The following is a 26194-nucleotide window of genomic DNA, read 5'->3' as shown; positions in this document are numbered from 1 at the left end:
TTTGATTCATTTAATTACATTGCTCTTTGACACTAACATTGTTATTCGTGACAATGACATTGGAGTAACCTGACAATGATTCTGTGTACGAACATATCATTTTGTTGGTAGTCTCACCATTTGAATCAGTGATCTTTAGATAAATCCCACCTTCTCCAGATAAACTTAGGTTAGGACGAATTTTGATTACTTCACCACTTTTTATTTCTGCACCATACATATCTTTAGATCCACTTTCAACTGTCACGCCTTGAGCTCCAGTTACTAACACGCCCGTCTCTACAGAGGATAGATTAAAATCGGATTGGTTATCAATGGTCACCGTGAAGCTACGGAACTGATTTAAGAATGAAAAAGCATCACTTTTGACTAAACTTAAAACTACAATAGTAATTCCAACAACCATAATAATGCAGATTGTCACCAGCAATAAAAGGTTCTTGTTTGTCATTTAATCACCTCATTGGACTATTGTTCCAATATAACCCATTCTAATTCCTAAGTATAGCAGATCGGTCTTAGGCTCAATCCATGGTTCGCTTCATAAAAAAATCCCCTTCATATAGCAAGATTAAGTCCGTCTTAACATTGACTTTTCTCTTGTCTACTAAAAGGGGATATACCTAAAAAGTGATATCTAAAATAGTGGTGACTCTATTTCAATCATAATCAGGCCATGTCTATTATTTGTTGAACGTAACCTTTTCTGAACCACCTTCAAATAGGATGGATGTCTCACGCGGTTTCGTCTCTGCAATTTTACGACCATTTCTGAAGGAATATAGCACGCCTGCTTGTTTACGGATGGCTTCATATTCATTCTCTGCTTCAAGCACGATGAAGTTCGCTGGCTTACCTTCTTCAATACCGTATACATCCTCAATATGCAACGTTCTTGCACTATTGCGGGTAATGAGATCAATTGAATTCACGATCTGATCATATCCAAGCAATTGTGAAGCATGGATGCCCATATGCAGCACTTGAAGCATGTTGCCTGTACCAAGTGGGTACCATGGATCGAAGATATCATCATGACCGAAACATACATTCAAGCCTGCTTCCTGAAGCTCCTTCACCCGAGTCAGTCCTCTTCTCTTCGGATACGTGTCAAAGCGTCCTTGCAGGTGAATGTTAACGAGAGGGTTAGACACAAAGTTCAGATCAGCCATCTTCAATAGGCGGAACAATTTATACGTATAAGCATCATTATATGACCCCATCGCGGTTGTATGGCTAGCCGTAGTTCGGGAGCCTAGTCCTCGTTCGTAAGCTTCCTTCGCCACAACCTCTATGAATCGAGATTGCTCATCATCGATCTCATCACAGTGAATATCGATCAGTCGGTCATATTTCTCAGCAAGATCAAACGCGACTTTCATGGAATCAACGCCATATTCACGTGTGAATTCAAAATGCGGAATGCCGCCAACCACATCAACGCCCATTTTGAGTGACTCTTCCAGCAATTCCGCGCCGTTTGGATACGAGTGAATACCTTCCTGCGGGAAAGCAACAAGCTGGATGTCCATATATGGAGCCATTTCTTCTTTTACTTCGAGCATCGCTTTTACTGCAATTAAGCTTGGATCAGTCACATCGACATGTGTCCGCACATGCTGGATGCCTTGAGCCAGTTGCCATTTCAATGCCGTTTTGGAACGGGTTTTGACATCCTCATGAGTTAAGAACGCCTTGCGCTCAGACCAACGTTGAATCCCTTCGAACAGCGTACCGCTTAGATTCCACTCTGGCTCCCCTGCCGTAAGTGTTGTATCCAGATGGATATGTGGTTCAATAAATGGTGGCAGTACAAGTGAGCCGTTGACATTAATGACTTCGTCATTAGCTGTCGTCTCCAGCGCTTCTGTAATCTGCACAAACTTTCCGTCTTTTACTACAATATTCCAAAGGCCTTCTTTACCCCGCAATTTTGCGTTCTGTATAATCATTCAAATTCCCCTTTTCTTTATTTTCTTTTGCTGGAACAATCATCATGAGCAAGACATAAGCTACCGCTGTTCCGAGTAATGCGTTAAGTGGTGTTACCCCTGGTGCAAGCTGAGCAAATGCAACACCGATGGCCCAAGCAATCATCGCTATCCAGTTTACATTTTTGAAGTTCATTTCAGCAAAAGGCTTATACGATCTACGTTTCACAATAAAGTAATCTGCAATAATAATGGCTCCAATCGATGGAACAGCTGCACCCAGCACATTCAGGAAACCAACGAAGTTGTTATACATCCACATGGCAAACACTGTACCTACGATACCATTAACGATCACGAAGAATTTCTTCGATATTTTGGTGATGTTGGCAAACCCGAGCCCAGAAGCATATAGCGCATTATCATTAGTCGTCCAGATATTCAGACCCAGAACGATAATTGCTGGGATGATCAGTCCTTGCAGGAACATAACTTCTGAGATATCTGCTAGATTATAAGCCATCGCTCCTACAGCACCAAATAGAAACATGAGTGAATTCCCTAAGAAGAATGCAATAACTGTCGCCGTAACCGCTTGTTTGGAAGTACGGGAGAATCGAGCAAAATCGGGCGTTAGTGTTCCACCGCTAATAAATGAACCAATGCAGATCGTCAATGCTGCCGCCGCAGTAAGCGTCTGTGTTGGTGTGTAGTCAAGTAATCCCTGTAAACCACCTAGCGTGTTAACCCCTTCAAACATCGAGTAGCTACCCAGAATAGCAATTGCGGGAACTGCAATATAACCAAGAATGATCAATGACTTCATGCCGTAAATAGCGGATGCGGTCATCGCAAGACCAAACACAATGATCAATAGATATACGTTCCAGTCCATCGCTTTAGCGACCGGGATGGCAAACATCGCTACGCCGACACCGAACCATCCAACCTGTGTAAATCCAAGCAGAAATGATGGAAGATACGACCCTTTCGCACCAAACGCATATTTTGCAAGTAAATGTGTGGACAATCCCGTCTTGGCAGCAATATGTGCCAACGCTCCTGTGTAGATCCCGAGCACTAGGTTACCCGCGAGTACAATGCCGATGAATTCCATGAATGTCAGACTGACGCCCAGTGTTCCACCTGCCAACATACTTGCTGAGAAAAATGTGAACCCAAGCATAACAGATAACGTCTTCCAAAAATGGTTTCGTTGTGCCTTTGGTACCTCTTGCCATGAAAATTCTTGATCTTGTTTGCTCATCAGAATACCTCCAAAATAAAGTGTTCTGATACCATAAAAAAAGCAGAAAAAAGAGGCTACTCGTCAAGTTACACACTGACAAGTAGCCTCTTCTTGCATTATAATCCGCGCGAAGACACAGAGCATCCCTGATGGATATGCCCCGATTCCTGCGTGATTATAAAATCCGCTGCCCTTGCCAGCCTCTCTGGACTGAATTAAAGGTACCAGTATTCAATTAAACTCTATTATTTTAGAAAACGCTGAAGATGTCAATGTAATTATTATCCATTCATTATTAATGATTAATTTTTCATCAAAACTTTTGGACTACATACCCTCTTCATAAGAGTTTTCCAAAATACCGTAAATCGTCATATTGATCTTGCCAAAGCGGACTTCACAGAGTTCAGCTGGAGCAAAATGTAGACTTTCGATACACTCTTCTAATCTACCCAGATTATATTCTAAAACCTCATCTTCCAAACCAAAAATAAGGCTAGATACATCATAGCTTAGTTGATCCAGTTCATTGTTACAGGAGAAGGTCAACTTCTTAAGTTTCTTATTTCCAACCATGGATGGTTCGTCTAGTTCAATGTTGCCCTGAGCGCCATTTAGTGCATTCTGAAACGCTTCAATAAGATCATTAACACCATGTAGATCGAACCGAATCGTCATGGCGTATTTCCCATCTCTAGTCAACTTGATCATGACTCTAAGCCCCCTTATTCTAGCACTGGATTACAATTGCCCTCCAATACTGCCAAGATAGCAGATATGAATCCAGATCGCTCGGATGATGTTTGATGGCAGTTCCAATTCTCAGGTATAAGCCGATGAGAACTTTCTCGTAAATCGTCGTTACGGATGCCTCCCCCTTGAAGCGAACCTGATCTAAGATTAAATGGAATGTTTCTATCGTTAGATCATCAGGAGATGAACAAAATGCATAAATTACATCATACAAGGGATCTCCAATGACAGGTGTAGGGTCAATCACACCCTTTAATCGCCCATCTTCGAAGATAAAGTTATGTACACCACAATCTCCGTGCAATAAAAATGCTTCCTTCTCTTCCTCCATGCCTTGTATCAGATTACATACCAGTTCATGATCTTCATCACCTAAGTGTAACCCGATCATTTGAGATTTTTCAGAACGTTCGTCTTCAAGAAAATCACGCCATGATTTACTCGGTTGATCCACCCATCCCCAGCCTTGCCCAGCACTTACCTGCTTATAATTATTAATAAGCCCATGAACAAGCGTCTGCAATATCTCTGTTTTATTCCCATCAGGATAATCCGTTGAACCGGTGATAAACGAGTACACGAGATACGTATTTGAGGGTTCTAAAAATATAAGCTTCGGGAGTAAGTGTGATGGTTGATAACGGTTTAGGTAGATCGATTCAGACTTAACCACTTGAGGCTCATTTATTTTCACGACATACGGATTACCATCTGTGCGTTCTATAAGATATAGCTTACTCACTGTGCCTCCACTCAATGGTTTGGCTGGAATAGCAATAGAGTTTAACACGTTATGACGGACTAGCTCTTGTATAATCTGTTCGATGTTCATAAGTGACCACGCTACTTTCAGTGCTTAATATGTCATGTTTATGATACGGTTTCAACAACTTCTGGGTATAATCTTTCGTATTCCTTATAGAGCACATAATGGTGGACACCCTTAGAGACATGAAGGGCTTCTTTCGCAAGCTGTATGGCAAGATCTCTTCGACCCGCTTTGAGTTCTATTCCTCCTAGCAGCGCAGACCTCATCCAATGTTTCTTGATAGACTTCAGTCGTTCTCGTGCTTGCTCGCTGTTGCCCTCCTCCATCAGAAGATACGTTTCATAATATGCCCGGTAATCGGACCAACGAATATGAGGAATAGCTTCTCGAATAGCATTCATGTCCTTGTTATAAAATCCATAAGCTGCCTTGAACGGGGCTTGTGATGCTTTCTGTTTATATTTGAGTAATATCTGCTCCATGACGATCTCTGCTTCGTCATCCAGCTTATTGGCTAGAACATAATTGATGTACATCCCAGGTGTGTTTTGCTGATTCCGCAAATAAGACTCGACCCGCTCAATGTTCTTATCGAATCCCAAAGGATACAAATGAATCCGAATATACGCGATAAATATACCCATCAAGACAACACTTATCGTTAGAACTTTCGAATATTCATTCCAAGTCATGAACAACACAAACCAAAATCCGATAATAGCCATAACAACTTCCCAACGTAGCTTCCGCATAACCAATCTCCCCCGAATGATGTAAATAACAAAAAAGCAACAACAAGTAAATCAATTTCATAATACCATTGAGTTATGAAATTGATTCAAGTAACTATTATATCAAAACAACCATCATTTTTGTAAAATGTTAGGGAAACCATTGTATAACTTGACTTAATACACTGGGGGTGGTGATCCATCACTCTTCCAATCGTATAACAAATAAAATAGCCGGATCAACGGTGATCCGGCTCTGTGAGACTTGTGTGGTACATCGATGTTTCTATGATTTTCTACGATGTCTTTCTGATACCTTTCTAGTATCTTTATGGTCTGCGCAAATGCCTTCTCCTAATTCTCAGTGCGAAGAGCCTCTACGATATTCACTCTGTTCAATCGATGCAATGGCCAGATCGTTGCAAGCAATGTCGCAACCACTGCTCCAACAAAAGCAATGCCTAAACTTAACCATGGTATGCTCCAGGCTGTATCAACTGCACCTGAGAAGAGCGCATGTATTCCATAATGCAGAACAGTGCCCAGAATCGTTCCTATCGTAGCCGCAAATAAACCATAGAACACACCCTCAAGGATAATCATTTTCTTCAACTCTCGCTGAGTCATGCCAATAGCCTTGAGTACAGCAAATTCTTTGGTACGTAGAACTAGATTCGTACTTACCGTGTTCACAATATTCAGTAATGCAATAACTACAATAACACCGATAAATCCGTATAAAATGATACTTAACGTCATGGCATCATTTTGAGCTTGTGCAATTTCCGTCACGCGATCATTGTAGTTAAATCCCGCATCCTTTTCACTCAAGGATTGAAGATAATCGGTTATCGGTTTATTCGAAAGTTCAGGATTCGCCAGGATAAAGATTCTAGAATAGGCATCATTGCCAGTGATCTGCTTGTACACTTTTGGAGTCGTGATGAAGGTAACAACTTGGCTGCTATTATACTCCATTGAAAGCAGATCCTGATTAACAATTCCGACTACAGTTACAGTCTGATATCCGTGAGAATTCATATCTCTAATCCGAATATGATCCCCTACCTTGAACTCTGTTTGATCCAGAATCTTTTCTTTGCCATCGTCTGTGAACAGACTTATTCTTTGTTGAACAATAACTCCGTTCTCCTGGTTCATCGTATCTTTGTCTATTTTTCCAGCGACAAGTTTTGCTTCTAGCGCTTCCAGTCCGTTATCTCCATACGAGGTTAAGAAATTGTTATCGGTTCGGTATCCTTCGTCCTCTGCAACAACATATCGCGCTCCATTCAGCGCCATATACTCCGGATTAATCTTATCTTCTGGGATGATCGCAGCCACCTGACTGTTGTAAAACTTATAGGCATGATCTACCGCATCAAGGCCTGCAATATGCTCATATACCATATCGTCCATTTGGCCAGCGGGGTTATCATAGGATAACGAATACGAATACTGTGCACCAGAGACCTGGGTGTTCTGACGCATGAAATCGACCAATCCACTAAATACGATGAACAATACGATGCTAATAATCATCGATAAAGCTGTAATTCTGAACCTCTTCTTATTCCGCTTTAGATTACGACCGGCAAATTGTCCGATGATACCAAACAGCTTCTGGGCAACATGCGATGTATTAACCTTGGCGACTTGTTCAACCTTCCCTGTGCTCTTAAGTGCTTCGAGTGGGGATACACGGGCAGCTAATTTGGCTGGCCCTATGGCCGAGAAGTATACACTGAGCAAACCGAGCAAAGCCGCTACGATTAAGATCGGGACAGAGATCACCATTCTCATATCATTTAAGAAACCGAGTGCGATCAAGCTGATATTATAGAAGAGTACCTTCATAAATAACGTGCCCATCAGAAGTCCAATCGGTATGCCAATTAAGCTGAGTAATGCCGCCTCCTGCAATACGATTTTGCGAATTTGAGCTGGCGTAGCTCCTATACATCTCAGCATACCAAACTGCGAAATTCGTTCGAGAACGGAGATATGAAATGTATTATAAATAACAGCAATAGTAGATATCATCACGATCGCAATAACCGCTACAATAGCCAGGCTTAAGCTAAGGTTGACCCCTTCATAGGTACTTTTGCCGTACATTTTAAGCAGCTCATTATTGTATTCAATTCGGATATCCTTCAGATCATTTTCTTTGTCCAGTTGCTTAGCGGTATCCTTTTCGGCATAACCCAGCTGCAGGGCGTCGATCATATTACCCATTTTCTCTTCGATGTGATCCAACAATTTCATCTGCATATATACGAAATACTTCTTGTTCTGGTCAATATTCTGGTGATCATCATACGTGATAGCAGGAAAGATGTATCGTGAAGACCAATCACCTGTACTTGGGCGCTTCATATAGCCGACGACCGTATATTGTTGTGCCGATTGTGCCTCAAACGCTTCGTCAAGCCCCCAGCCAAAATCGCCTAAGCCGCTTATTTGAAGTTCTTTACCTGTAGAAGCCTCTTTACGAATACCAAGGTTAAGGTTAATACGCTCGCCCAGCTTCGGCTTGACTGGAAAATAACTCAAGCTGGAGGCCGAAAGGATAATTTCATTCTGCTTCGTAGGCAAACGTCCTGAATCCAGCTTCACTTGAAGCATGTCTAGCGCATTTGCATCATATCCTTTGACATTCAAGTAGCGATATGGCGCTGCGTTGGGGTCCTCTTTCTTCTCTTGTTCCTTAGACTCACGAATGATGGCATATCCTTCCCTACTTGCGACCCCTGCACTTCTCACGGTTGTATTGTTCTCGATCTTGTTGACCGCTTCTCCCGGGATATTGTTCATGGAAACGTGGTAATTCCCGAAGTCACGGATCGTCTGTCTGACGGTCTTATCCCAGTAACTCATCCCCATCGTACCAATGGAGGTAAGTAACGTAACGGACAGAATAATACCAAAAATCGTTAACAACGATCTCTTTTTCTGACCTTTTACATACTTTCCAGTGAGGCCTGTATAACTTCTCAATGCGTATTCACCTCACCGGGTTGATAAAGCACGCCATCTTTAATCGTTACAACGCGATCGGCCGTTTTGGCTATATTGAGATCATGTGTGATCATAATCAACGTCTGATGATACTTTTTAACGGAGTACGTTAATAGCTCCATAATCTCCTTACTGCTTCTGCTATCCAGATTACCACTTGGCTCGTCTGCCAAAATAATCGAGGGTTTATTGATTAATGCTCGTCCAATCGCTGTTCTCTGCTGCTGACCGCCAGACATTTCAGAAGGTAAATGATGTTTACGGTCCGTCAAACCTAGAATGTCCATCAGCTCCGATGCATATGTTTTATCCACTTTTTTGTTCTCCAATAACATCGGCAAATGGATATTTTCCTCTGCGGTCAATACTGGGATCAGATTGTACGATTGAAAAATAAATCCTATCTTTCGTCTGCGAAATAACGCAAGTTCCGTTTCGTTTTTACTATAGATGTCCGTTCCATCGATGATAACCTGTCCACTTGTTGGCTGATCGACCCCTCCGAGAAGATGTAGAAGAGAGCTTTTACCCGAGCCACTTGCTCCTACAATTGCAACAAATTCTCCTTGCTTTACCGAAAAATTCACACGTTTCAAAGCTTCAACTTTGGTATCTGCACTACCATACGTTTTGGTTAAATCTACGGTTTTTAATATTTCCACCTGAGTACCTCCTGAGTTAAGTTCCGATCCATGTCTGTTATTATACGGACGGAAGCTTACATTCAAGTGAAGAAGAAGCTTACGATATCGTAAGCTTCCTCATCGATCTCCTTTATTGAACGAGATTCTGAATTCCGTTCCTTGTCCCGGCGTGCTATCAACGCTGATGAATCCGCCCTGTTCTTCAATGATAGACTTGGATAAGGATAGACCGATTCCAATACTCTGGGACTTTGACGTACCGGAACCTCGATAGAACCGTTCAAAAATGTGCGGCAGATCTTCAGCAGAGATGCCTTCACCTTCATCTCTGATGTTAATCGTATGGAACAACGTATTTTCCTCAAATTCAATAGAAATGCAACCTTCAGGTGGTGTATGTTCCAATGCGTTTTTAATAATATTAATGAATGCTTCGGTCAACCACGCCTCATCTGCTTGCACGTACAAGTCTACATGGTCATCTATAAAGATTTTCTGCGCTCTTTGCTCAGATATACTACGAAGTGACTGTAACACGTGGTCAATGACCTCTCTGATCCGAACGTTCTCCTTCCGAAAAACAATCGCACCCGCCTCAACACGCGCCAGCTTCAACAAACTAATAATCAACCATTCCATTCGTTCTAATTGCCGTTGACTTCTTTCTAGAAACTTCACCCGTATCTCCGGCTTCATCGTATCGTCCTTCAGCAAATTCTCATTAAATACGATTAGTGATGCCAATGGTGTCTTAAGTTGATGGGATATATCAGACAATAGATTACGTAGGAAAATCTTTTCTTGTTGGAGCATGTCTAGACTGTGACGGAGTCTGTCGGCCATGGCATTGAAACTACGCCCTAAAGCGCCAAAGTCCCCCTCATCATGCTCTGGAAGAGGCCTCTCGAATTGTTGTTCGACAACCTGTTCTGCAGCGTGAGAGATTGTCCGTATGTTGCTGAATACCTTACGATATTCCCAGTAGATCAAGAACAAGAGCACTACGGTAAACAACAAAACAATTGCTGCTGATTGCAACGGCGATGAATGATTGGCTAGAATAGGCTGATTCTCTACAGGCATATCCTCTGTGTAGGCGTATTGTGAGAGCACTCGTTTTCCTTCATCAACCTCACTTGCTTGAGCCCCTTGTGTGATGAAATGGATAATCTTGTTCTCCAGGTGAGGCTCCTGCTTCAACACGTATCCAACTAACGCAGCATTCTGATTCAACAATGCCTTGTTGATCTCACCCATTTGATAGCTCATAAAAAAGAACATCGTTACTATACATATCACTTGTAATGCTATGACTTTAACAACAACAGACTTCCATTCTGGATTACGGAGAACATCAAGCATGATCTATCGACCTACCACATCTGCATTCCATTTGTAACCGACTCCTCGAACCGTTAGAATATATTGCGGCGCCGCAGGAACATCCTCTATCTTCTCTCTAAGTCTTCGGATATGCACCGAAAGCGTATTGTCATCAATGAAGTCACCGGATGAATCCCATAAATGACTGAGAATGGTTGTGCGACTGCAAATTTGTTTGGCATGGGACATGAGCATAAGTAACAATCGATATTCCATAGCCGTTAACAAAATTTCTTGATTGTGCTTGAGTACGTTACCTTCAAGAACACGCACTTCCATATGATCGGAGAGCCATACACTTACTTCTTCTCTAGCCTTGGTATTCCGTCTTAGCACAGCTTTCATGCGTGATAGGAGCTCTTTCGTTCGGATGGGCTTTGTCATATAGTCATCTGCACCTAGATCAAGCCCGGCAACGATATTGGCTTCTTCATCCAGAGCAGTCAGAAAAATAATCGGAATCGGGGATGTTGCCCGAATCTCCTTACATAAGGTGTACCCCGACCCATCAGGTAAATTTACATCCAATAAAATCATATCTATATTCTCAGTCTTTAAAGCATTTCTCGCTTCTTCTAGGCTGCCCGCAACCGTTACGGTATACCCCTCGCTCGATAATGTATATTCCATTCCAAACACTAAATTTTCATCATCTTCAACCAATAATATTTGATTCATTGTGCACCTCAATTGATATACAAACTTGATTTTTAATCTATCTGATTTTGCATTTGTTTATTCTACATGATTTCAGCTTCGTTTTGATATATGTGGTTTTTATTTTGTAATTGTAACCAAGAGCTGCTCTATAGCAAAAAAAAGACCTCACCAGATGTTGATTGGTAAGGTCTTTCAGAGTTTCAATAAAGGTGATGAGCTCGTTCAAACTATTTATGTTATATCGTGTTGACTTGTTGCTCGCTCAATAATGCTTCAAAAGCTTTGATATTCGTACCAAACTGTGGAACCGTTTGGGTCTCTTCAGCCTGTTTAACCAGTTCAACAACTAGGTCATTGTATGGCGTTGCCACCCCGGTGCCTGCCGCTCTACTGGATACGACTCCATTAATATAATCAATCTCGGTTTTGCGTTTCTTCTCCAGATCCTGTAGCATACTTGCTTTAAGGAGTCTTGAAGGTTCCATCACGGTACGAAATGTTTGAACTCGGGCAGCAATATCTGCCTCACTGTTCAGTTCAAGCGAAGCAATATCGAAGCCATTCATTTTCACAAATTGAACTCCACTTGCATGTCCAACCTTAATTGTCTCGTCCGCAATGTGAACTGCGCTCACAATACCAGCCTCGTGGTCGATAATATCTCCATACTCTCCGTTTAATGCTGCTGATAATCCGCTAAATGCATTATTAATTAACAGCTTCGACCATTTCGTCCCAACCAGATTGTCCGATATATGTGTACCTCCGACCAGGTCTAGAACGGATTTAACTCGCACAACTCTCTCGGTAACTTCACCATTTAGCTCGCCAATCTGAAAAGCATACTGCTTAAACTGAGTATATTCCGTCGTCAAGCTAGACACGCCAGGTTCAATGAAGGTAGCACCGAACTCTACGGAGCCTGCAATGACACGATGTTCACCAACAATCGCAGCGACTTTATCTTCAGGGATTCCATTCTGCAGGGAGCATACGATACTGTCTTCTTTCAAGAATGGAAGTAATTCCTGTAAGATCGCATCGTTATATAGTTGTTTGGTCAGAAGTAGGATAAGATCATATTGTCCTGACTTCTGCTCTGGAGTTATTGCTTTTACTCTGGCCTGAAACGCTGTGGTACCAGTCACTTTGGCACCTGTCTGATTTAAAGCTTCAACATGCTCCTGATACGCATCAATTAACTCGACATCCATTCCACCGTCCGCTAGATAAGCTCCGACGATCGTTCCCAAAGATCCTGCTCCTACAATTGCAATTCTCATGATTGTGTATCCTCCTTATTTCTCTTCTAGGTAGTTATATACAGGCTGTGCAGCATTTAAGGTTAGGTTGGTAAGAATATGGGATGCAGATACTACTTCCAACACAGGCAGATCTGCAAGAGGTGCTAATGCATGTTCGAAGAGCTGAAGCCGGGCAGGTCCTGTCCAGGCTTCCTTCACTTCAATATCTGTAATTTGAGTACGAATTAGATCACAGATTCTTAAATTACCGTTATAGTCCGTTGCAATCTTGATCATAAAATTCGGACGACATATTTCACGTTTAGCAGCCTCTTTATCCATTTCCACATGCTTGTAACCCATGGTCGCCGTTGCGACACGAAGTGTTCCATAATCTAGCGTACCAACGAGTGTATCTGAATCGGTGTAGAGCTTGGGTGCACCCAGCTTTTTCGGATATGCCGTAAGCTCTCGACCACTGGCAATCGCCGGGAAATTGTCTACATACATTGAGTGCACATAATCGCCATGCTCACCATTGAATTGAACGGGAATGACTTGTCCTGCTTCCGTATAAGCACCGAGCCCAGATACATCCGGCATCCACATCACTTCGAATTTGACCAGAGGGTCTGTGATCTGCAAAGGCTCTGGTACTGCAGCTCGCAAAGCTTGCTCATCCGTTCGGTATATAATATTTAGATACTCCCGATTCTTAAATTTATACGGTGGCATTGGATAAGCCGGAGCCGTTAAGGGTGTATTCAAATTGTTAGCTATGTTATTTACATCGATTTTCATCAAAGGACACCTGCCTTATCCAAATTTATCTCTATCTCATAAATAAATTCTACATCAAAGTTTAAATTTAATATAATACATAATAAGGACTATATATATTTATCAGAATAAATAAGAGGTGTACATGAATGGAGCTACTTCAACTCAAATATTTTCAGACAGTGGCTTATACGGAACATATATCTAAGGCTGCTGCACAACTAAATATAGCCCAGCCCTCGCTGAGCTTAACCATTAAACGGTTAGAAGACGAACTAGGAACACCTCTGTTTAACAGAAAAGGAAGAACGATTGAATTGAATGCGTCGGGAAGAATTCTGCTGAAGCATGTGAATCGAATTTTCTTAGAAATTGAGAATGCAGAGATGGAAATCAAGGCAGAGGAGCATCAAATCTCCAACACTATCCGAATCTCCATTACGAATCCTCGATTTCTGACAGGTCTCATTGGAGACTACATTAACGCTTCTCCTGAATCTAAGCTTCAGCAAGGCATTGGGAGCCGAAATGAGATTATTACAAATTTGAAAAGAGGTGATATGGATCTGGGGATAACGGGCCATCCGATTGATGACGAGGAGATTGAGAGTGTTGTTCTTGTTGAAGAAGACATTGTGCTAGTTGTACCTAAGAATCACGCTTATCGTGGCGAGACGACCATATCCTTAGGTGTTGTTGCGAAGGAGCCCTTTATCTCACTGGCTGACAATAAGGAGTACAGTCGGTTTACAACGATGCTGTGCCAAAAAGCTGGCTTCCTCCCCAATCTTGCATTTGAGGTTGATTCGCATACGTTGCTAGAAATTATCCGACTTGATCAAGGTGTGGCCTTGCTTCCCGTGTCAGTATGTAGAAATCTGGGCTTGAACTATATGCAAATTGCAGATGAAGCTTCCGTATATCCGATCAGCTTGTCTTGGGTTAAGCGGAAATGGCTCTCTCCCTCCGTTAAGGACTTTCGTGAATTTATTATCTCATATTACAATGAGAATGCTGGCATGTTTAAAGTTTGAGGTGACTTAAAACTGGACTAGGCATACCTATGACTACGTATATATAACGATCCATAACCAGAGACCACGTAATTCCCTCTCCAGGAACTCACGTGGTCTCTTCATTAATTTATATTGTACCAACCGTCCGGAATCATCTCACGCTCTAGTTCTAACAATTCGTGTATGATCTTATCCGCATCACTGATGGAATTCACCAGCGGGTCGGTCAGCATCGCCCTTCTCAGCTTCTCGTAGCTCTGATCCAGAACAGCTTCGACGGTAAGCTCATGCGTATCCAGTACAAGTTCCTGCATACCTCTTATTCCACGTGGCATCTCACCTACATGGACTGGCTTAACACCATCCATACTCACGTCACATAACAGCTCCAAAAATGAATCCTTATTCATATTGGTTACCGCACCTTGATTGAGAGTATTGATGAAGAACTTCTTGCCCAGATTACCCACCATATTTTCAATAATATCTGTAGCATGATCCGGCCCGAATGTGCCCATGTAATCAGCAATCGGGATATTTCCTGCAAGAAAATCATCCACCTGTTGCCACATTTCGTCGTGCCGCTGATATCGATCCTCTGTCTCCCAGATGGATAAAGGCGGGATCGAATCTGCAGACTTACCGTGACCCTGCCAGTATCGAACATATTCCTTCGTGTGTGCTGTGCATGTAGGAATAATACCGAAGATATCATACAACTCGTACGTAATTGCATCGTTAAAAAGAGCTTTAGCACCACGATCGCCGCCGTTATTCTCATCCCCTGCCAGCTTGCGCATCGCTTCAGCAATTTTCGGCATCACATTTTCCCCTTCAAACTCGGCTTGGAGTAGCCAAGTAAAGTGGTTCACACCAGCGATGCGAAAATCAAATTTCTGATCGATCTCTTGGGTAAACTCGCTAAGGTCTCCGATGATTCCGGCTCGCACAGCATAGTAGGCCTTCTTGTGTGGCATATGGTGGCTATCGCAGAGTGCAAACGATTTGAGCTGTGGTGCATAACGATGTAGCGCAATCCCATGAACCGTTGATGGATTAATATAGTTAATGACCCAGGCAACAGGGCATAGGGCTTCAATGTCTTTTGCACACTCCATAATAACCGGCAGTTCACGCATAGCTCGAAAGATCCCACCTGGTCCAATCGTATCACCGGAGCACATTCGAATACCGTACTTCAGAGAAACCTCACAGTCGATACCACGATACTTCACCGATTGCTCCGCAAAGCTGAGTACAACGAAGTCTGCCCCCGGTAACACTTGTCTTCGATCCACAGATCCCTCCACCTTAAGAGATACATTATTCTCCCGCGCAACCTTTTCAGCCAATGTTACCATTTTCGAGAGACGTTCCTCATCCGTATCCACAAGTGCTAGTGTTCCCTGATTCAAGTATGGGGAATGAACCATCTGCCAGATGGACTGACGACCAAAAAACAGGCTGCCAGCGCCGATCACGACCACTTTGGGATGTTGCTGCATCGTTGTGTCATTCATGAATTAATCCTCCTCGTAACGTTATAAGTTCATTATAAGAAAGTGGCACAAAATCGGAATGTGTGATAGTTTTCTATACATGTCATATGGTACGATTATATGGCTACTCCAAACCCTTTTGTGTATTAATTCAAATTATAGGATGTCATAAAGTTAAACAAAGCGAGGATTAATCTGATGCGCACCCATCAAGTTAATATGAGTGTAATCGATGAGCTCTCTGACCATATTACACTTCGGATGAGCTCTTATCTTGAACAGACTCACGATCGAAAGTGGATTGAGCACAAGTCGCATTCTGACTATGATCTGTGGTTGATTACAGCGGGCTCAGTTCAAATTACCGTTGAAGGCATTGAACATACCGCAACTAAAGGCGATATCATATTTTTTTATCCAGATATGCCCTATATGGCAACAACAACGGAAGAGGTGTGTCGATTTGTGTATATGCACTTTGACTTTAGTATCGCTGAGCAAAAACGAATTCTAGGTGAATTCCAACTCCCAGGCATCGTACCTGGTAACTTGATTCAAGAAGAAACCTCGTTATTTGCATCTTCCTATCGACGGTTTAAGCAGAGCAAGGGCACTTCTGGCAATCCACTATATCTAAAAGCGACTCTGCTTCTCGTCATCGCAAAAATATTAGAGCTTCATGGGCAAGGCTTGTATACAGGTACATTTCTGCAGAATCGGAAGTCTCAAAAAAGCGAAGGAAGTCTGGATGTTCTTCAGAGCGTATTCCAGTACGTTGATGCGAACCTGCACCGAGCCATCCGGATTAATGAGCTTGCGACTGTTGCGGGTGTCTCCGAGAAGTATTTTATCTCGCTTTTCAAGAAAATTTTGGGGATCACGCCGGGGCAGTACATCAATCAGATTAAAATGAATCGAGCCAGAGACTATCTGTACGAGAAAAAATATACAATCCAACAAATCGCTGAATTTTTAGGATATCCTGATCCCTTCACCTTCTCCAAAGCATTCAAAAAAATGTATAACGTCCCCCCTTCCAAATTCGAATAGTGCACCTTAGCTCCATAATTCATATCTATATCAAAATAAGCTACAAAAAAGAGGCAACCGATCTACACCGGCTGCCTCTTCCTATTGAATGAACTCATTCACGATCTTGAGTTACAAGTAATCCATCAGTATTCAGTTTTCCTCATATTCAAAAGGGGAATCTGGAGAATACATCTCATGGAAAAAACCTTTAAACGGTATGTCCTCTTCCATACATTTAATAAGATATGCGAGATGCTCATCATGATCTTCTTCCTCTTCCTGCTCGTTATACTGCATCACCTGAAATATATCCAGAATGTTCTCCAGCAAGTTGAGTTGAATGAATAACGGCAGGTTCTCCAGCATCGCTTCCGAAACGTGCGTTTCCGAAGTATATCCAGCAAGTACCGTTTGGAAATAATCGTCCATGAACTGTCTACGTTTGTCTGCATCTGGTTCGAATTGAATCCAGCCAGCGCCGTTTGACCAAATAGATGCAAGGTCTAACATGTACCAGCCAAAACAAGCATTATCAAAATCATACACCGTGATCTGACCGGTATCATAATCAATGGCGTAGTTCCCGTCATTAAAATCAAAATGAATCATGCCAAAGTTCTCTTGACTTAACTCCAATTGCTTAACGGTTTGCAGCAGCTCAGCCATCTTCTCTTTGAGCAGAGGGAACGCTCCAGGAATTAAGCTCGCGATTTTTTCTGTATTGTATCTCTCCAGAAATGGATATCTGCGATGAACGGGCATATAACTTTTCGATTCCTGATGCATCTTGCCCAGAACTTTGCCGCAATTATAATAGTACTCGCTAATGGGAACCCCTTCCCGGTACTGATAATGGTTTTCTACAAGCAGTTTGCCTTTGGCTTTTACAAACAAACTGATATAGAATGTATGTCCTTCATAAACGATTTCTTCGAGTAGATGACCTTTGTTGGAATTTACAACATTAGATACACTTGCGCCATGATCATGCAGATAACGGACGTATTCGAGCTCTGCCAAATAATCATTCCTGCTTCGATCTGGCAAAAAAGAAATACGAAGAATGAGTGATTCATGCCCCTCTTGATCACAAGAGTACACGATATTCCGACCTCCCTCATGAGGTGGGATAAGCTGAATCGTGTATCCTTCCAGGTCGAACATCTCGGATGCAAATGGTAGTACATGCATGTTGGTAATGTGAGTAGCTTCGTTAAAATGAATAATAATCTCCTCCAGTAAACATTGATAGGCGGTCTCCCGCATTACAATGTCCACAAAAGGAATTTCTTGAACCGATCATCCTTTCGTGGACCTAAAGCACAATCACCTTGTTAGACATTAAAATTCGCTCCTTTATATTTGGATATAACCAATATATCCTATGATTCCATATTATTCTAGTTGTTTATTTAGTTTTTTGGCTGTGTTAAAGGGTAGTGTTGATCTTTGATAGTTATATCAATTTTTGATATACTCTCAACAAGAACAAACGTTTGGGTAATTATAGTTCTATCTACACTCAATTTAGATAAATTTATGATCGGAGTGATTATCATGAATACGTTCTTTGAATACAACTGGCAAGTAAGAAACGAATGGTTTAACTGGTGTAATCAACTAACAACAGCAGAGCTATTAAAAACCCGCATAGGTGGAGTAGAGAATATTCTGTACACTCTTTTTCACATTATTGACGTTGAATATAGTTGGATTCGTGGTATCCAGGATAAGGAAGATGTCATATTTGATTTTGAAAATTATAAAACGCTTGAGAAGATAAGAGCTCTTTCAAATTCATTACGACCTGAAATCGTTGAGTTCTTAAAGACCAATTCAGAAGAAAGAAGCGATCAATTGGTAAAAGTCCCCTGGGATGAAGATGAATACACAAAAGATGAGATATTACATCATTTAATTGCCCACGAGATTCATCATATCGGGCAACTTTCTGTATGGGCGAGAGAACTAGAATTAACGCCTGTATCCGCTAATTTTATCGGTAGAGACTTAAAGCCAATGCAATCTTACTTAAAAGATTAATAAAGCCATTTATTTAGCATCTACTGGTTCATAATAGTACCTGATCAAAATGTCCTGGTTATAGTTCCCAAAACCCTTTCCGAATAACGTAAGTCCACCTCGGCCAGGTACACCTTCTTCTGGGCTTAAGCGAATCGTCCAATATGTAGCGGTATTGAGATTCAAATCATTTATTTTGACATCCGAAATGCGCTGCCCATCAATAAACGTGCCATCAGCATTGATTCGTAGCACTTTCAGTACACCATACTGGTTCACATCAGAATGCCACCACTGTGGAGTAAGCTTGCCCTTGCGATCCCCAAAGTCACCAGGACTCGTCCACGTTCCAAGAGCATGACCATTCAGCGTAAAACGAATATCCGACGGCCAGTTCTCATTCACTTGAGGAGCCTCCGAGCCAAGCTCTAGTGAGATTTCGATCTCCGTGATTGCCTGATCTTTATATAGATAATTAGGAATCTTATATTCGAGAAACCCGCGTGCTAACCAGAGTATGCCTGCATTCACCCGATCCGGATCCATGAAGCATGCTGGCGTATCGTATTGTCCAATGATTTGGGTCGTCGTCGCAATCCCGCATGTTGGCCATGCCTCATAATCCGTATATTGCCCTACTGGAATGGAGACTTCATGGTAAGGTGCAGCCATTGGCTCTGGGGATAGATTAATCGTCATAAACTCTTGCTGGATGTAACAAAATTTATAGGTTCCACCGTTTTCTCTCCTCATTCGGCTACCAACAATGCCAGCTTTCTGTAACTTGCTCACATGGGTACTAACGATGGCTTTGCTCAAATATAACTCCTCGGCAAGCGCATTAATGTGCATCTCTCTCTTTTGCAGTAATAAACGAACAATATTTAAACGAGCCTCGCTTGCAAGCGCCTCGTAAACGATTAGCGAATTAGCATCCGTACCGAGCATCATGAACTCCACTTCCCCCCTCTTTATGAATTCGTTATTTTGCGAACCCTGTAAAATAATATTGCTCCTAAAAAAGCATTATGATACATATTAGATAACAAATCAATATATTGATTTTGCTTTTTGGCGAATTCAATACATGACGTATGAATGAAACAAATAAAACATATCAATTCTATGGAGGTTTTCATTTTGCTTACATCTAAGATGCTTATTGATAAAGATTTTCAGATCGCTGAAGTTGATCCGCGAGTTTACGGCTCATTTGTTGAACATCTGGGACGTGCTGTGTATGGAGGGATTTATGATCCAGGTCATCCTACTGCAGATGCGCAAGGCTTCCGTCAAGATGCAATTGAAGCTATCAAGGCATTGAATGTACCTATTGTTCGTTATCCGGGCGGAAATTTTGTATCAGGTTACAATTGGGAAGATGGTGTGGGACCTGTAGCGGAGCGTAAACGCAGACTTGAGCTTGCTTGGTGGACTATTGAAACGAATGCGATTGGAACCAATGAATTTGCTGATTGGGCGAAGCTTGTTGGAACCGAAGTGATGATGGCTGTTAACTTGGGTACCCGTGGTATTGATGCAGCAAGAAACCTTGTGGAATACTGTAACCATCCTTCAGGCACGTATTGGAGCGATCTGCGTATTTCTCATGGTTACAAAGATCCTCACCAATTCAAAACCTGGTGTCTAGGTAATGAAATGGATGGCCCTTGGCAGATCGGAGCGATGACTGCACATGAATACGGCAGAATTGCGAACGAAACTGCGAAAGCGATGAAATGGGTTGATCCAAATATTGAACTTGTTGCATGTGGCAGTTCGAGCCGTGGTATGAGCACATTCGCTGATTGGGAAGCGACGGTTCTTGATCTCTCCTATGAGAATGTAGATTATCTGTCCCTGCATGCTTACTATAACAATAATAAAGACAACACATATGATTTCCTCGCTAGTTCTCTGGATTTGGATCAATTCATCGACAGTGTCGCTTCGATCTGTGATTTTGTGCAAGCGAAGAAACGTAGTAAAAAGAAATTGATGTTGTCCCTAGACGAATGGAATGTCTGGAACTCTATTGGTACGAGCCGTATGGAAGAACGGTGGCAGATTGCACCGCCGGAGTTCGAGGATGTATATACGCATGAAGATGCGCTGGCGGTAGGCTGTTACCTGATTACCATTTTGAAACACGCAGACCGGGTGAAAATGGCTTGTCTTGCACAACTGATCAATGTTATTGCACCGATCATGACCGAGAACAACGGAGCGATCTGGTTCCAAACAACCTACTTCCCGTTCATGCATGCATCCAACTTCGGACGTGGCACCGTGCTTCAATCTATCGTATCTTCACCGAAGTACGATTCCAAAGACTTCACGGATGTGCCTTACCTGGAAGCAATCAGCGTGCATGATGAAGAAAATGGATTGATCACTATCTTTGCGGTAAACAGACATCTGGACGAACAGATGGAACTGAATGTAGACCTTCGTTCTTTTGGCGAAACTACATTTGTAGAGCACATTGTATTGGAAAATGACGACTTGAAAGCGACCAATACCAAAACAAACCCACATAACGTTATGCCTCACAACGGCGGGCACACGAAGGTAGATCAAGGAAAAGTGCAAGCTGTCCTGAACAAAGCATCATGGAATGTGATTCGTCTTAAAACAAAGCAAGCGTAATTCACTGGTAGAGTTCAATTATGTGAACGTTCAATACCTTCGATAGCAATGTTGCCTTTAACGATTTATCTAATGATACGACAAAGACCTCTAGTCTTCTTACGAAGCTGGAGGTCTTTTTTTGATCTCAAACATGCAAATGAACTCTGATATTCAGGCCGACTCTTCAAATGAATCATTCTGAGTCTTCATGTTCTTCATTTCCTAAATACATAACGGTTTTCTCTCCAGCAACCAATCGTAGAATCTGCTTTCGTAATTTAGATGGGTTGAGGGGTTGTGCCATAATATCTTGGATCTCCAACCATTCATACGCCTCATGGGCTTGTTCATTGTGCAGATTCGCATGATCCAGCATGCCCCTGTACTCGCATAAAAAAAAGAAATCTACTCGATGAAGAGCTTCACCGTATACACCTTCGTTCACAAACTCCAATGACAACGGCTCTACATCGACTCCTATTTCCTCTGCCACTTCGCGTTTAACAGCATCAGTCAATGCTTCGCCTGCATTCTGAGTTCCGCCAGGTAACGTATAATATACATCCTGATTATCTTTGTGCTTCAAGGCAAGCATTCTTCCATCTTGAATAATCAATGCTTTGGCAGAATTTCTAATCTTTCTTTCCAATTTCAATCCCTCTTTTGTCATTAAACTGAATCGAGTTGTTGAGGGTTTTGTCTGCTGGCTTAAGAGTAGTCCCTTTCTCAATAAACGATATTATTGACGATGCCTGACTACTGTTGTCGAATGCATTATTGAGCTTCAGATTTATTCCGCTTAACTTCACGATTTTATGAAGAAGATTTTAACACATAATACTCAACAAATTCTGAACAATTATGTCATAACGCCTTGGCGATCCGTTCACATTTCTGAATTGCCCACACGTAATGATTGGAAGTGTTAGCTGCAAAGTAACTGTACAAATTGCTTGTTTTCACCCATTTATAATGTTTCTTAGTCATGATTTCTTCGTTGGTGTGATTTCGGATAAGCGTCATCACTCGTTCATGGCTCAACTTTAATTTTTTGATCGCATGGTTCAAAGTTACATCCTGATAGTTTTCCCAAATCTGCATATTGAGCTGATCAATCGTACGCCACTTAAAACCAGGTGCAGGCATCGAAGGGATATCGCCATCCATGCCTTCTCGGTACCATCTCTCCAACATGGCATGCCATTCATATAAATGCATCAGCACATCGCGAAAACTTTTGTCTCTCTCTTCTGTTTCAATTGAATGGCCTCTTTTGCCTCTAGGTACAGATTCAACAAGTTCTAGCAAGGTTGTGAAATGGTGATCACTATTCAATAATAACTCTTCTTTTTCACTCGTTCCGATCATGAGCCAAAACTCCTTTTAACTTCATCTTAGCATGGGCAGGCTCGTTCTGATAGATATCCTAGTTCTAGATTTCTGACCATTTATAAACAATTTATATACTAGTTAGAAGATACCCTCACCGTAATTTGAGTGATATAATCTTCCTCTTTCTGAACAGCCACCTCATCTACAAGATATTCTTCGTACGCGAATGATTCTATGCTGAGTTCCTCTTGTTGTAGATATGTCATTAATTCTGCATATGTAATCCCGATATTTCCGTAGCTTCCGTGATGAAAAGTCACTGCGTATGTTCCTTTTGGTTTAATCATCGTGGCAAGCTCAGGAGTTTGAGTTTTGGCAAACAAGTAGCTCTTATCATCCCATTTCCCCGCATGAATATTATCTTCACTTACCATCGCTCCAACAAATGACGTGTTGGCTGACTGTGTCCGTCTCTCAAATTTTCTAAAGAATGTTAACCACTGGAGATCCGTAAGGACATCCGATTCTTGGATTATTGGGCTAAGCATCAGATATTCCTCCTTTTGATCAATCAAACGAACCTCATTTTTCCAAGCTTGTAGTCCCCGATGAGTGTACTCTATCGTTTCTTGCAAAATATTTCTGATATTTTTTAGCTTGTCCATTTCTTTGTCCACCTTGTGAATCATTTCATTGGACATCTGCAAAATATGATCAGGTGTTCTTTCCTCCAGATAGGTCTTGATCTCCTTCAACGGAATACCAAGATCTTTCAACGCAGTGATCATTAAAAAGGTATCCAGTTGGTTCAGCGAATAATATCGATATCCCTTGTCATCCACATAAGTCGGCTTGAAGAGTCCAATCTCATCGTAATGAAAGAGCGTTTTCTTGTTTACATGGCATATCTCTGCAAACTGACCTGTTGAAACATATGTTAACCCCTCCATGTTTTCCCTCCCTTTTGCACTTGACTATCCTGTAACCGGATACCTTATTTTAAATTTAGTAATAAACAAAATCAAACCCCTAGGGAAAATGCACGGCGTCCTTAGGGGTAACAGAAGGTGTCTCCTATGAAAGTAGAAATTAAAAAAGTAGATCAAAACAATTTAGGTGATATCATATCCTTGCGTGTACATCACACTCAACAAAACTACATTGAAACTCCTGCTAAATGCTTACAAGATGCTAAAGAATGTCCCTTTTATCAGCCTGTTGGATTGTATGTGGATGGGGTCTTGTTGGATTCGCTATGTACGGTTTGTTTCCGAACGAAAGTGAAGATGGTAGAGTCTGGTTGGATCGCTATCTGATTGATATGCAATATCAGGGTCGTGGACTAGGTAAAATACTGCTGCAATCATTAATTGATCATATGGTCTGTCTATACTCATGCACGAAAATCTATCTCAGTCTGTATGAAAATAATAAGCCAGCGATGAAGTTATATACACAATTCGGCTTTCAATTGAATGGTGAAAAAGACATTAATGGAGAGCATGTGATGGTTAAATTGATCTAAGCCAAATATTCGTCTGCACCTGCTCAATGCTAATTCTCTAAATAGAATCTTAAACGCCTTTTCTGATCTTGCTCGGTACAAATTCATTTCTCATGCAGCATACAAAAAAAAAAAACGAGCAAGGCAATGATATGCCTTGCTCGCTCTTCTTCGCGCTTCCACTCCCACTGCTCAACTATAATTTTATTCGCTCAGGCTATCCCAGAACGCTTGAAATGCACCTGGCTCCACTTCAAGGAATACGGGTACATTACCGTAACGCACTAGACCTTCACCGAACAACACTAAGGACACTTTCGTTTTGTCTTGTAGCGTAAGATAGATCATTTTGCGATCTTCCTGTCCGTACAATTTCTCTTCCAGATCTGGGCTGGTTACAATCGGTTTAGCAGCATTCAATGCCGCGACAAAGGCATTCAATGATTCGTCTGCTGGCAGCTGTTGCAGCTCCTGTAATCCATTGTTCCAGCTAGCAAAGGTTTCCCACTGCGCGGCCGTAATATTACCTTCAATATGCAGCTTACCGATAAGATCGGCACCTGTATTAATAGTGATATCATTATTCTTGTCAAATAATTGTGCGTACACCTGTCCATCAATTTCAGTATAGGACATGATTCGGAAGTCTTGATCATACCCGTTTACTGCATAAATGTCTGCCTCACCAATGTTGGAAGCAAGCTCCGTATACTTATCTTGGCCGCTTAGCTCATGGATGCCACCTGTTGTCGTGCCAAGCTTCTCGCCACGCAACGCAAGGGCATCTGCACCATCGAGCGATGTTGCTGATTGGGTATAGACATTGCCCTGATAGACGACTAATTGCATCATATCTGCCATAGCACCTTTACCGTCCGCGGTTGGTAATTCCGTTTTTGGAATAACAACTGGATCATTGGATGTATTCGGTGTATTGGTTTCATTTGAGTCGTTGGTTTCATTGGAAGCCACACTAGTCACCGGTGCATTCGGTGCGTTCCATTGCTGCCATACACTAGGAGCGGCTATTCCAATACTCGCAACAATAGCAACGCTAGCTGCAATGTATAGAGGTTTACGTTGACGCTTTTGTTGCTGGCGCTCTGCATTCACACTTTGCTCCATCCGTTTTTTCATTTGCTCATCTGCTTTCATCGAATCCACCGCTTTCTTATAATTTCGTCTGAATTGTTCCTCGTTCATAGCTGTTCTTCCCCTTCCAGCTCCAGCTTTAACAACTGTCTTCCCCGTTGTAATCGCATCTTCACTGCTGACTCGCTAATCTGTAGAATAGCGCCGATTTCTCGGATCGGATAATCTTCGTAATAATATAAGTGAACCACCGATCTATACTTGACAGGCAGGGACAGCACAAGTTCAATCAACGCCTGGTCTTCAGGGTTATCCGTTGTGAGAGAATCTGCGCCCTCCAGCTTGATCTCCCGTTTGCGCCAACCTCTGCCTAATAAGGACTTGCAGTGATTGGTGATGACCCGAATTAACCATGCCTTCTGATGCTCTGCGTCGTTGAAGGTGGGGGCTTTTTCTATATATTTGATGAAGGTATCATGAGTAGCTTCCTCTGCGTCCTCTCGTCTGCCGAGGTGTACCATGGCAATCCGGAATAGCGTATCCGCATATGCCTCGTAGATGTTCATCACATGATCGCCCGGCTCGGGCACTGATCGCTGCATGGTGTCTTGCCCTCCTTTATATGTTAAACACTCTTAAGGACGACATTTGGTCACATTTTGTTTTTAATATTTTCGAGATGTCCTTTGCATGTACGTAAAATCCGTAACCAAACTGGAATTTACAGTCCCCAATTGAATCAATTTCATAACTCATTAAAACGAGTTTTATGTAACTAGATATACAAATTAAACCGTTTCGATCTATATCTAGCCTTATTTAAGCAGCTGAAGGTATTATGAAATTGATTCATTTATCAAAACAAAAAAGGCTACTTTGCAGGATACCAGTCCCGAAATAG

Annotated in this window: 24 protein-coding genes and 1 pseudogene; 5 read left to right on the top strand and 20 right to left on the bottom strand. The window is 42.0% G+C overall.

All coding sequences use genetic code 11. The features are described 5' to 3' along the window. Positions 1-10 precede the first annotated feature (10 nt). The 12 genes from MH215_RS16890 to MH215_RS16835 all read right to left on the bottom strand — a co-directional run bounded on the left by MH215_RS16890 (position 11) and on the right by MH215_RS16835 (position 13186). Entirely contained in the window at positions 11-451 is a 441-nt protein-coding gene (locus MH215_RS16890; protein ID WP_239291631.1) for a hypothetical protein, read from the bottom strand. A 232-nt stretch (positions 452-683) separates the two neighbouring features. Then, entirely contained in the window at positions 684-1952 is a 1269-nt protein-coding gene (locus MH215_RS16885) for a cytosine deaminase (protein ID WP_239291629.1), read from the bottom strand. Beyond that, on the bottom strand, positions 1921-3198 hold the full coding sequence (codB, locus tag MH215_RS16880; protein ID WP_239291627.1) for a cytosine permease: 1278 nt from the start codon (positions 3196-3198) through the stop codon (positions 1921-1923). The genes MH215_RS16885 and codB overlap by 32 nt, the downstream gene beginning before the upstream one ends. 309 nt (positions 3199-3507) lie before the next feature. Continuing rightward, entirely contained in the window at positions 3508-3891 is a 384-nt protein-coding gene (locus MH215_RS16875; protein WP_239291625.1) for a hypothetical protein, read from the bottom strand. Positions 3892-3910: 19 nt separating this feature from the next. Then, positions 3911-4765, bottom strand: a complete 855-nt coding sequence (locus tag MH215_RS16870; protein WP_239291623.1) for an aminoglycoside phosphotransferase family protein — start codon at positions 4763-4765, stop codon at positions 3911-3913. 38 nt (positions 4766-4803) lie between these two features. Beyond that, positions 4804-5454 carry a hypothetical protein gene (locus MH215_RS16865; RefSeq protein WP_239291621.1) on the bottom strand — a complete coding sequence of 217 codons (651 nt, stop codon included), beginning with the start codon at positions 5452-5454 and terminating at the stop codon, positions 4804-4806. Between the two features lie 333 nt (positions 5455-5787). Beyond that, the gene (locus MH215_RS16860) at positions 5788-8433 is read right to left on the bottom strand and encodes an ABC transporter permease (protein WP_239291619.1); all 2646 of its coding nucleotides are present in this window, start codon (positions 8431-8433) and stop codon (positions 5788-5790) included. Beyond that, entirely contained in the window at positions 8430-9116 is a 687-nt protein-coding gene (locus MH215_RS16855; protein WP_239291617.1) for an ABC transporter ATP-binding protein, read from the bottom strand. The genes MH215_RS16860 and MH215_RS16855 overlap by 4 nt, the downstream gene beginning before the upstream one ends. 99 nt (positions 9117-9215) lie before the next feature. Further along, positions 9216-10367 (bottom strand): HAMP domain-containing sensor histidine kinase, encoded by a 1152-nt coding sequence (locus tag MH215_RS16850; protein ID WP_239291615.1) that lies wholly within the window; start codon positions 10365-10367, stop codon positions 9216-9218. Positions 10368-10463: 96 nt separating this feature from the next. Next, complete coding sequence (locus MH215_RS16845) at positions 10464-11159, bottom strand: response regulator transcription factor (RefSeq protein WP_239291614.1); 696 nt, start codon at positions 11157-11159, stop codon at positions 10464-10466. A 218-nt stretch (positions 11160-11377) separates the two neighbouring features. Then, positions 11378-12424 (bottom strand): ketopantoate reductase family protein, encoded by a 1047-nt coding sequence (locus MH215_RS16840; protein WP_239291613.1) that lies wholly within the window; start codon positions 12422-12424, stop codon positions 11378-11380. Positions 12425-12439: 15 nt separating this feature from the next. After that, entirely contained in the window at positions 12440-13186 is a 747-nt protein-coding gene (locus MH215_RS16835) for an acetoacetate decarboxylase (protein WP_239291612.1), read from the bottom strand. 128 nt (positions 13187-13314) lie between these two features. Here MH215_RS16835 and MH215_RS16830 point away from each other — a divergent pair, with 128 nt between their 5' ends. Then, positions 13315-14199 (top strand): LysR family transcriptional regulator, encoded by an 885-nt coding sequence (locus MH215_RS16830; protein WP_239291611.1) that lies wholly within the window; start codon positions 13315-13317, stop codon positions 14197-14199. Between the two features lie 104 nt (positions 14200-14303). Here the strand turns inward: MH215_RS16830 and MH215_RS16825 are convergent, their stop codons facing one another. After that, positions 14304-15701, bottom strand: coding sequence for a family 4 glycosyl hydrolase (locus tag MH215_RS16825; RefSeq protein ID WP_239291610.1), 1398 nt, complete (start codon positions 15699-15701; stop codon positions 14304-14306). A gap of 177 nt (positions 15702-15878) precedes the next feature. On the opposite strand from MH215_RS16825, the gene MH215_RS16820 reads away from it, so the two are divergent. Then, on the top strand, positions 15879-16730 hold the full coding sequence (locus tag MH215_RS16820; protein WP_239291609.1) for an AraC family transcriptional regulator: 852 nt from the start codon (positions 15879-15881) through the stop codon (positions 16728-16730). A 132-nt stretch (positions 16731-16862) separates the two neighbouring features. On the opposite strand, the gene MH215_RS16815 is transcribed toward MH215_RS16820, so the two are convergent. Then, positions 16863-17990: a phosphotransferase enzyme family protein gene (locus MH215_RS16815; protein WP_239291608.1), complete on the bottom strand. Its 1128-nt coding sequence runs from the start codon at positions 17988-17990 to the stop codon at positions 16863-16865. Positions 17991-18269: 279 nt separating this feature from the next. Between MH215_RS16815 and MH215_RS16810 the strand changes: the two genes are divergently transcribed. Continuing rightward, positions 18270-18755: a DinB family protein gene (locus MH215_RS16810; RefSeq protein WP_239291607.1), complete on the top strand. Its 486-nt coding sequence runs from the start codon at positions 18270-18272 to the stop codon at positions 18753-18755. A gap of 9 nt (positions 18756-18764) precedes the next feature. Here the strand turns inward: MH215_RS16810 and MH215_RS16805 are convergent, their stop codons facing one another. Continuing rightward, entirely contained in the window at positions 18765-19685 is a 921-nt protein-coding gene (locus tag MH215_RS16805) for an ArsR/SmtB family transcription factor (RefSeq protein ID WP_239291605.1), read from the bottom strand. 204 nt (positions 19686-19889) lie between these two features. Between MH215_RS16805 and arfA the strand changes: the two genes are divergently transcribed. After that, positions 19890-21383, top strand: coding sequence for an arabinosylfuranosidase ArfA (gene arfA / locus MH215_RS16800; RefSeq protein ID WP_338544013.1), 1494 nt, complete (start codon positions 19890-19892; stop codon positions 21381-21383). Positions 21384-21558: 175 nt separating this feature from the next. Here the strand turns inward: arfA and MH215_RS16795 are convergent, their stop codons facing one another. The 3 genes from MH215_RS16795 to MH215_RS16785 form a co-directional block, all read right to left on the bottom strand. Further along, on the bottom strand, positions 21559-22014 hold the full coding sequence (locus MH215_RS16795) for an NUDIX domain-containing protein (protein WP_239291601.1): 456 nt from the start codon (positions 22012-22014) through the stop codon (positions 21559-21561). Positions 22015-22229: 215 nt separating this feature from the next. After that, on the bottom strand, positions 22230-22733 hold the full coding sequence (locus MH215_RS16790; protein WP_239291599.1) for a ClbS/DfsB family four-helix bundle protein: 504 nt from the start codon (positions 22731-22733) through the stop codon (positions 22230-22232). Positions 22734-22831: 98 nt separating this feature from the next. Then, complete coding sequence (locus tag MH215_RS16785; protein ID WP_239291597.1) at positions 22832-23647, bottom strand: MerR family transcriptional regulator; 816 nt, start codon at positions 23645-23647, stop codon at positions 22832-22834. Between the two features lie 126 nt (positions 23648-23773). On the opposite strand from MH215_RS16785, the pseudogene MH215_RS16780 reads away from it, so the two are divergent. Beyond that, positions 23774-24222 (top strand): annotated as a pseudogene (locus MH215_RS16780) (GNAT family N-acetyltransferase). Positions 24223-24405: 183 nt separating this feature from the next. Here MH215_RS16780 and MH215_RS16775 read toward each other — a convergent pair. Both MH215_RS16775 and MH215_RS16770 read right to left on the bottom strand, forming a co-directional pair. Then, positions 24406-25404: a hypothetical protein gene (locus MH215_RS16775; RefSeq protein WP_239291595.1), complete on the bottom strand. Its 999-nt coding sequence runs from the start codon at positions 25402-25404 to the stop codon at positions 24406-24408. Then, positions 25401-25895 (bottom strand): RNA polymerase sigma factor, encoded by a 495-nt coding sequence (locus MH215_RS16770; protein WP_239291593.1) that lies wholly within the window; start codon positions 25893-25895, stop codon positions 25401-25403. The genes MH215_RS16775 and MH215_RS16770 overlap by 4 nt, the downstream gene beginning before the upstream one ends. Positions 25896-26194: the final 299 nt, after the last annotated feature.

This window comes from Paenibacillus sp. ACRSA (genome assembly GCF_022346845.1).
Classification (GTDB): Bacteria; Bacillota; Bacilli; order Paenibacillales; family Paenibacillaceae; genus Paenibacillus.
This window is presented reverse-complemented; position numbering and strand designations above follow the sequence as displayed.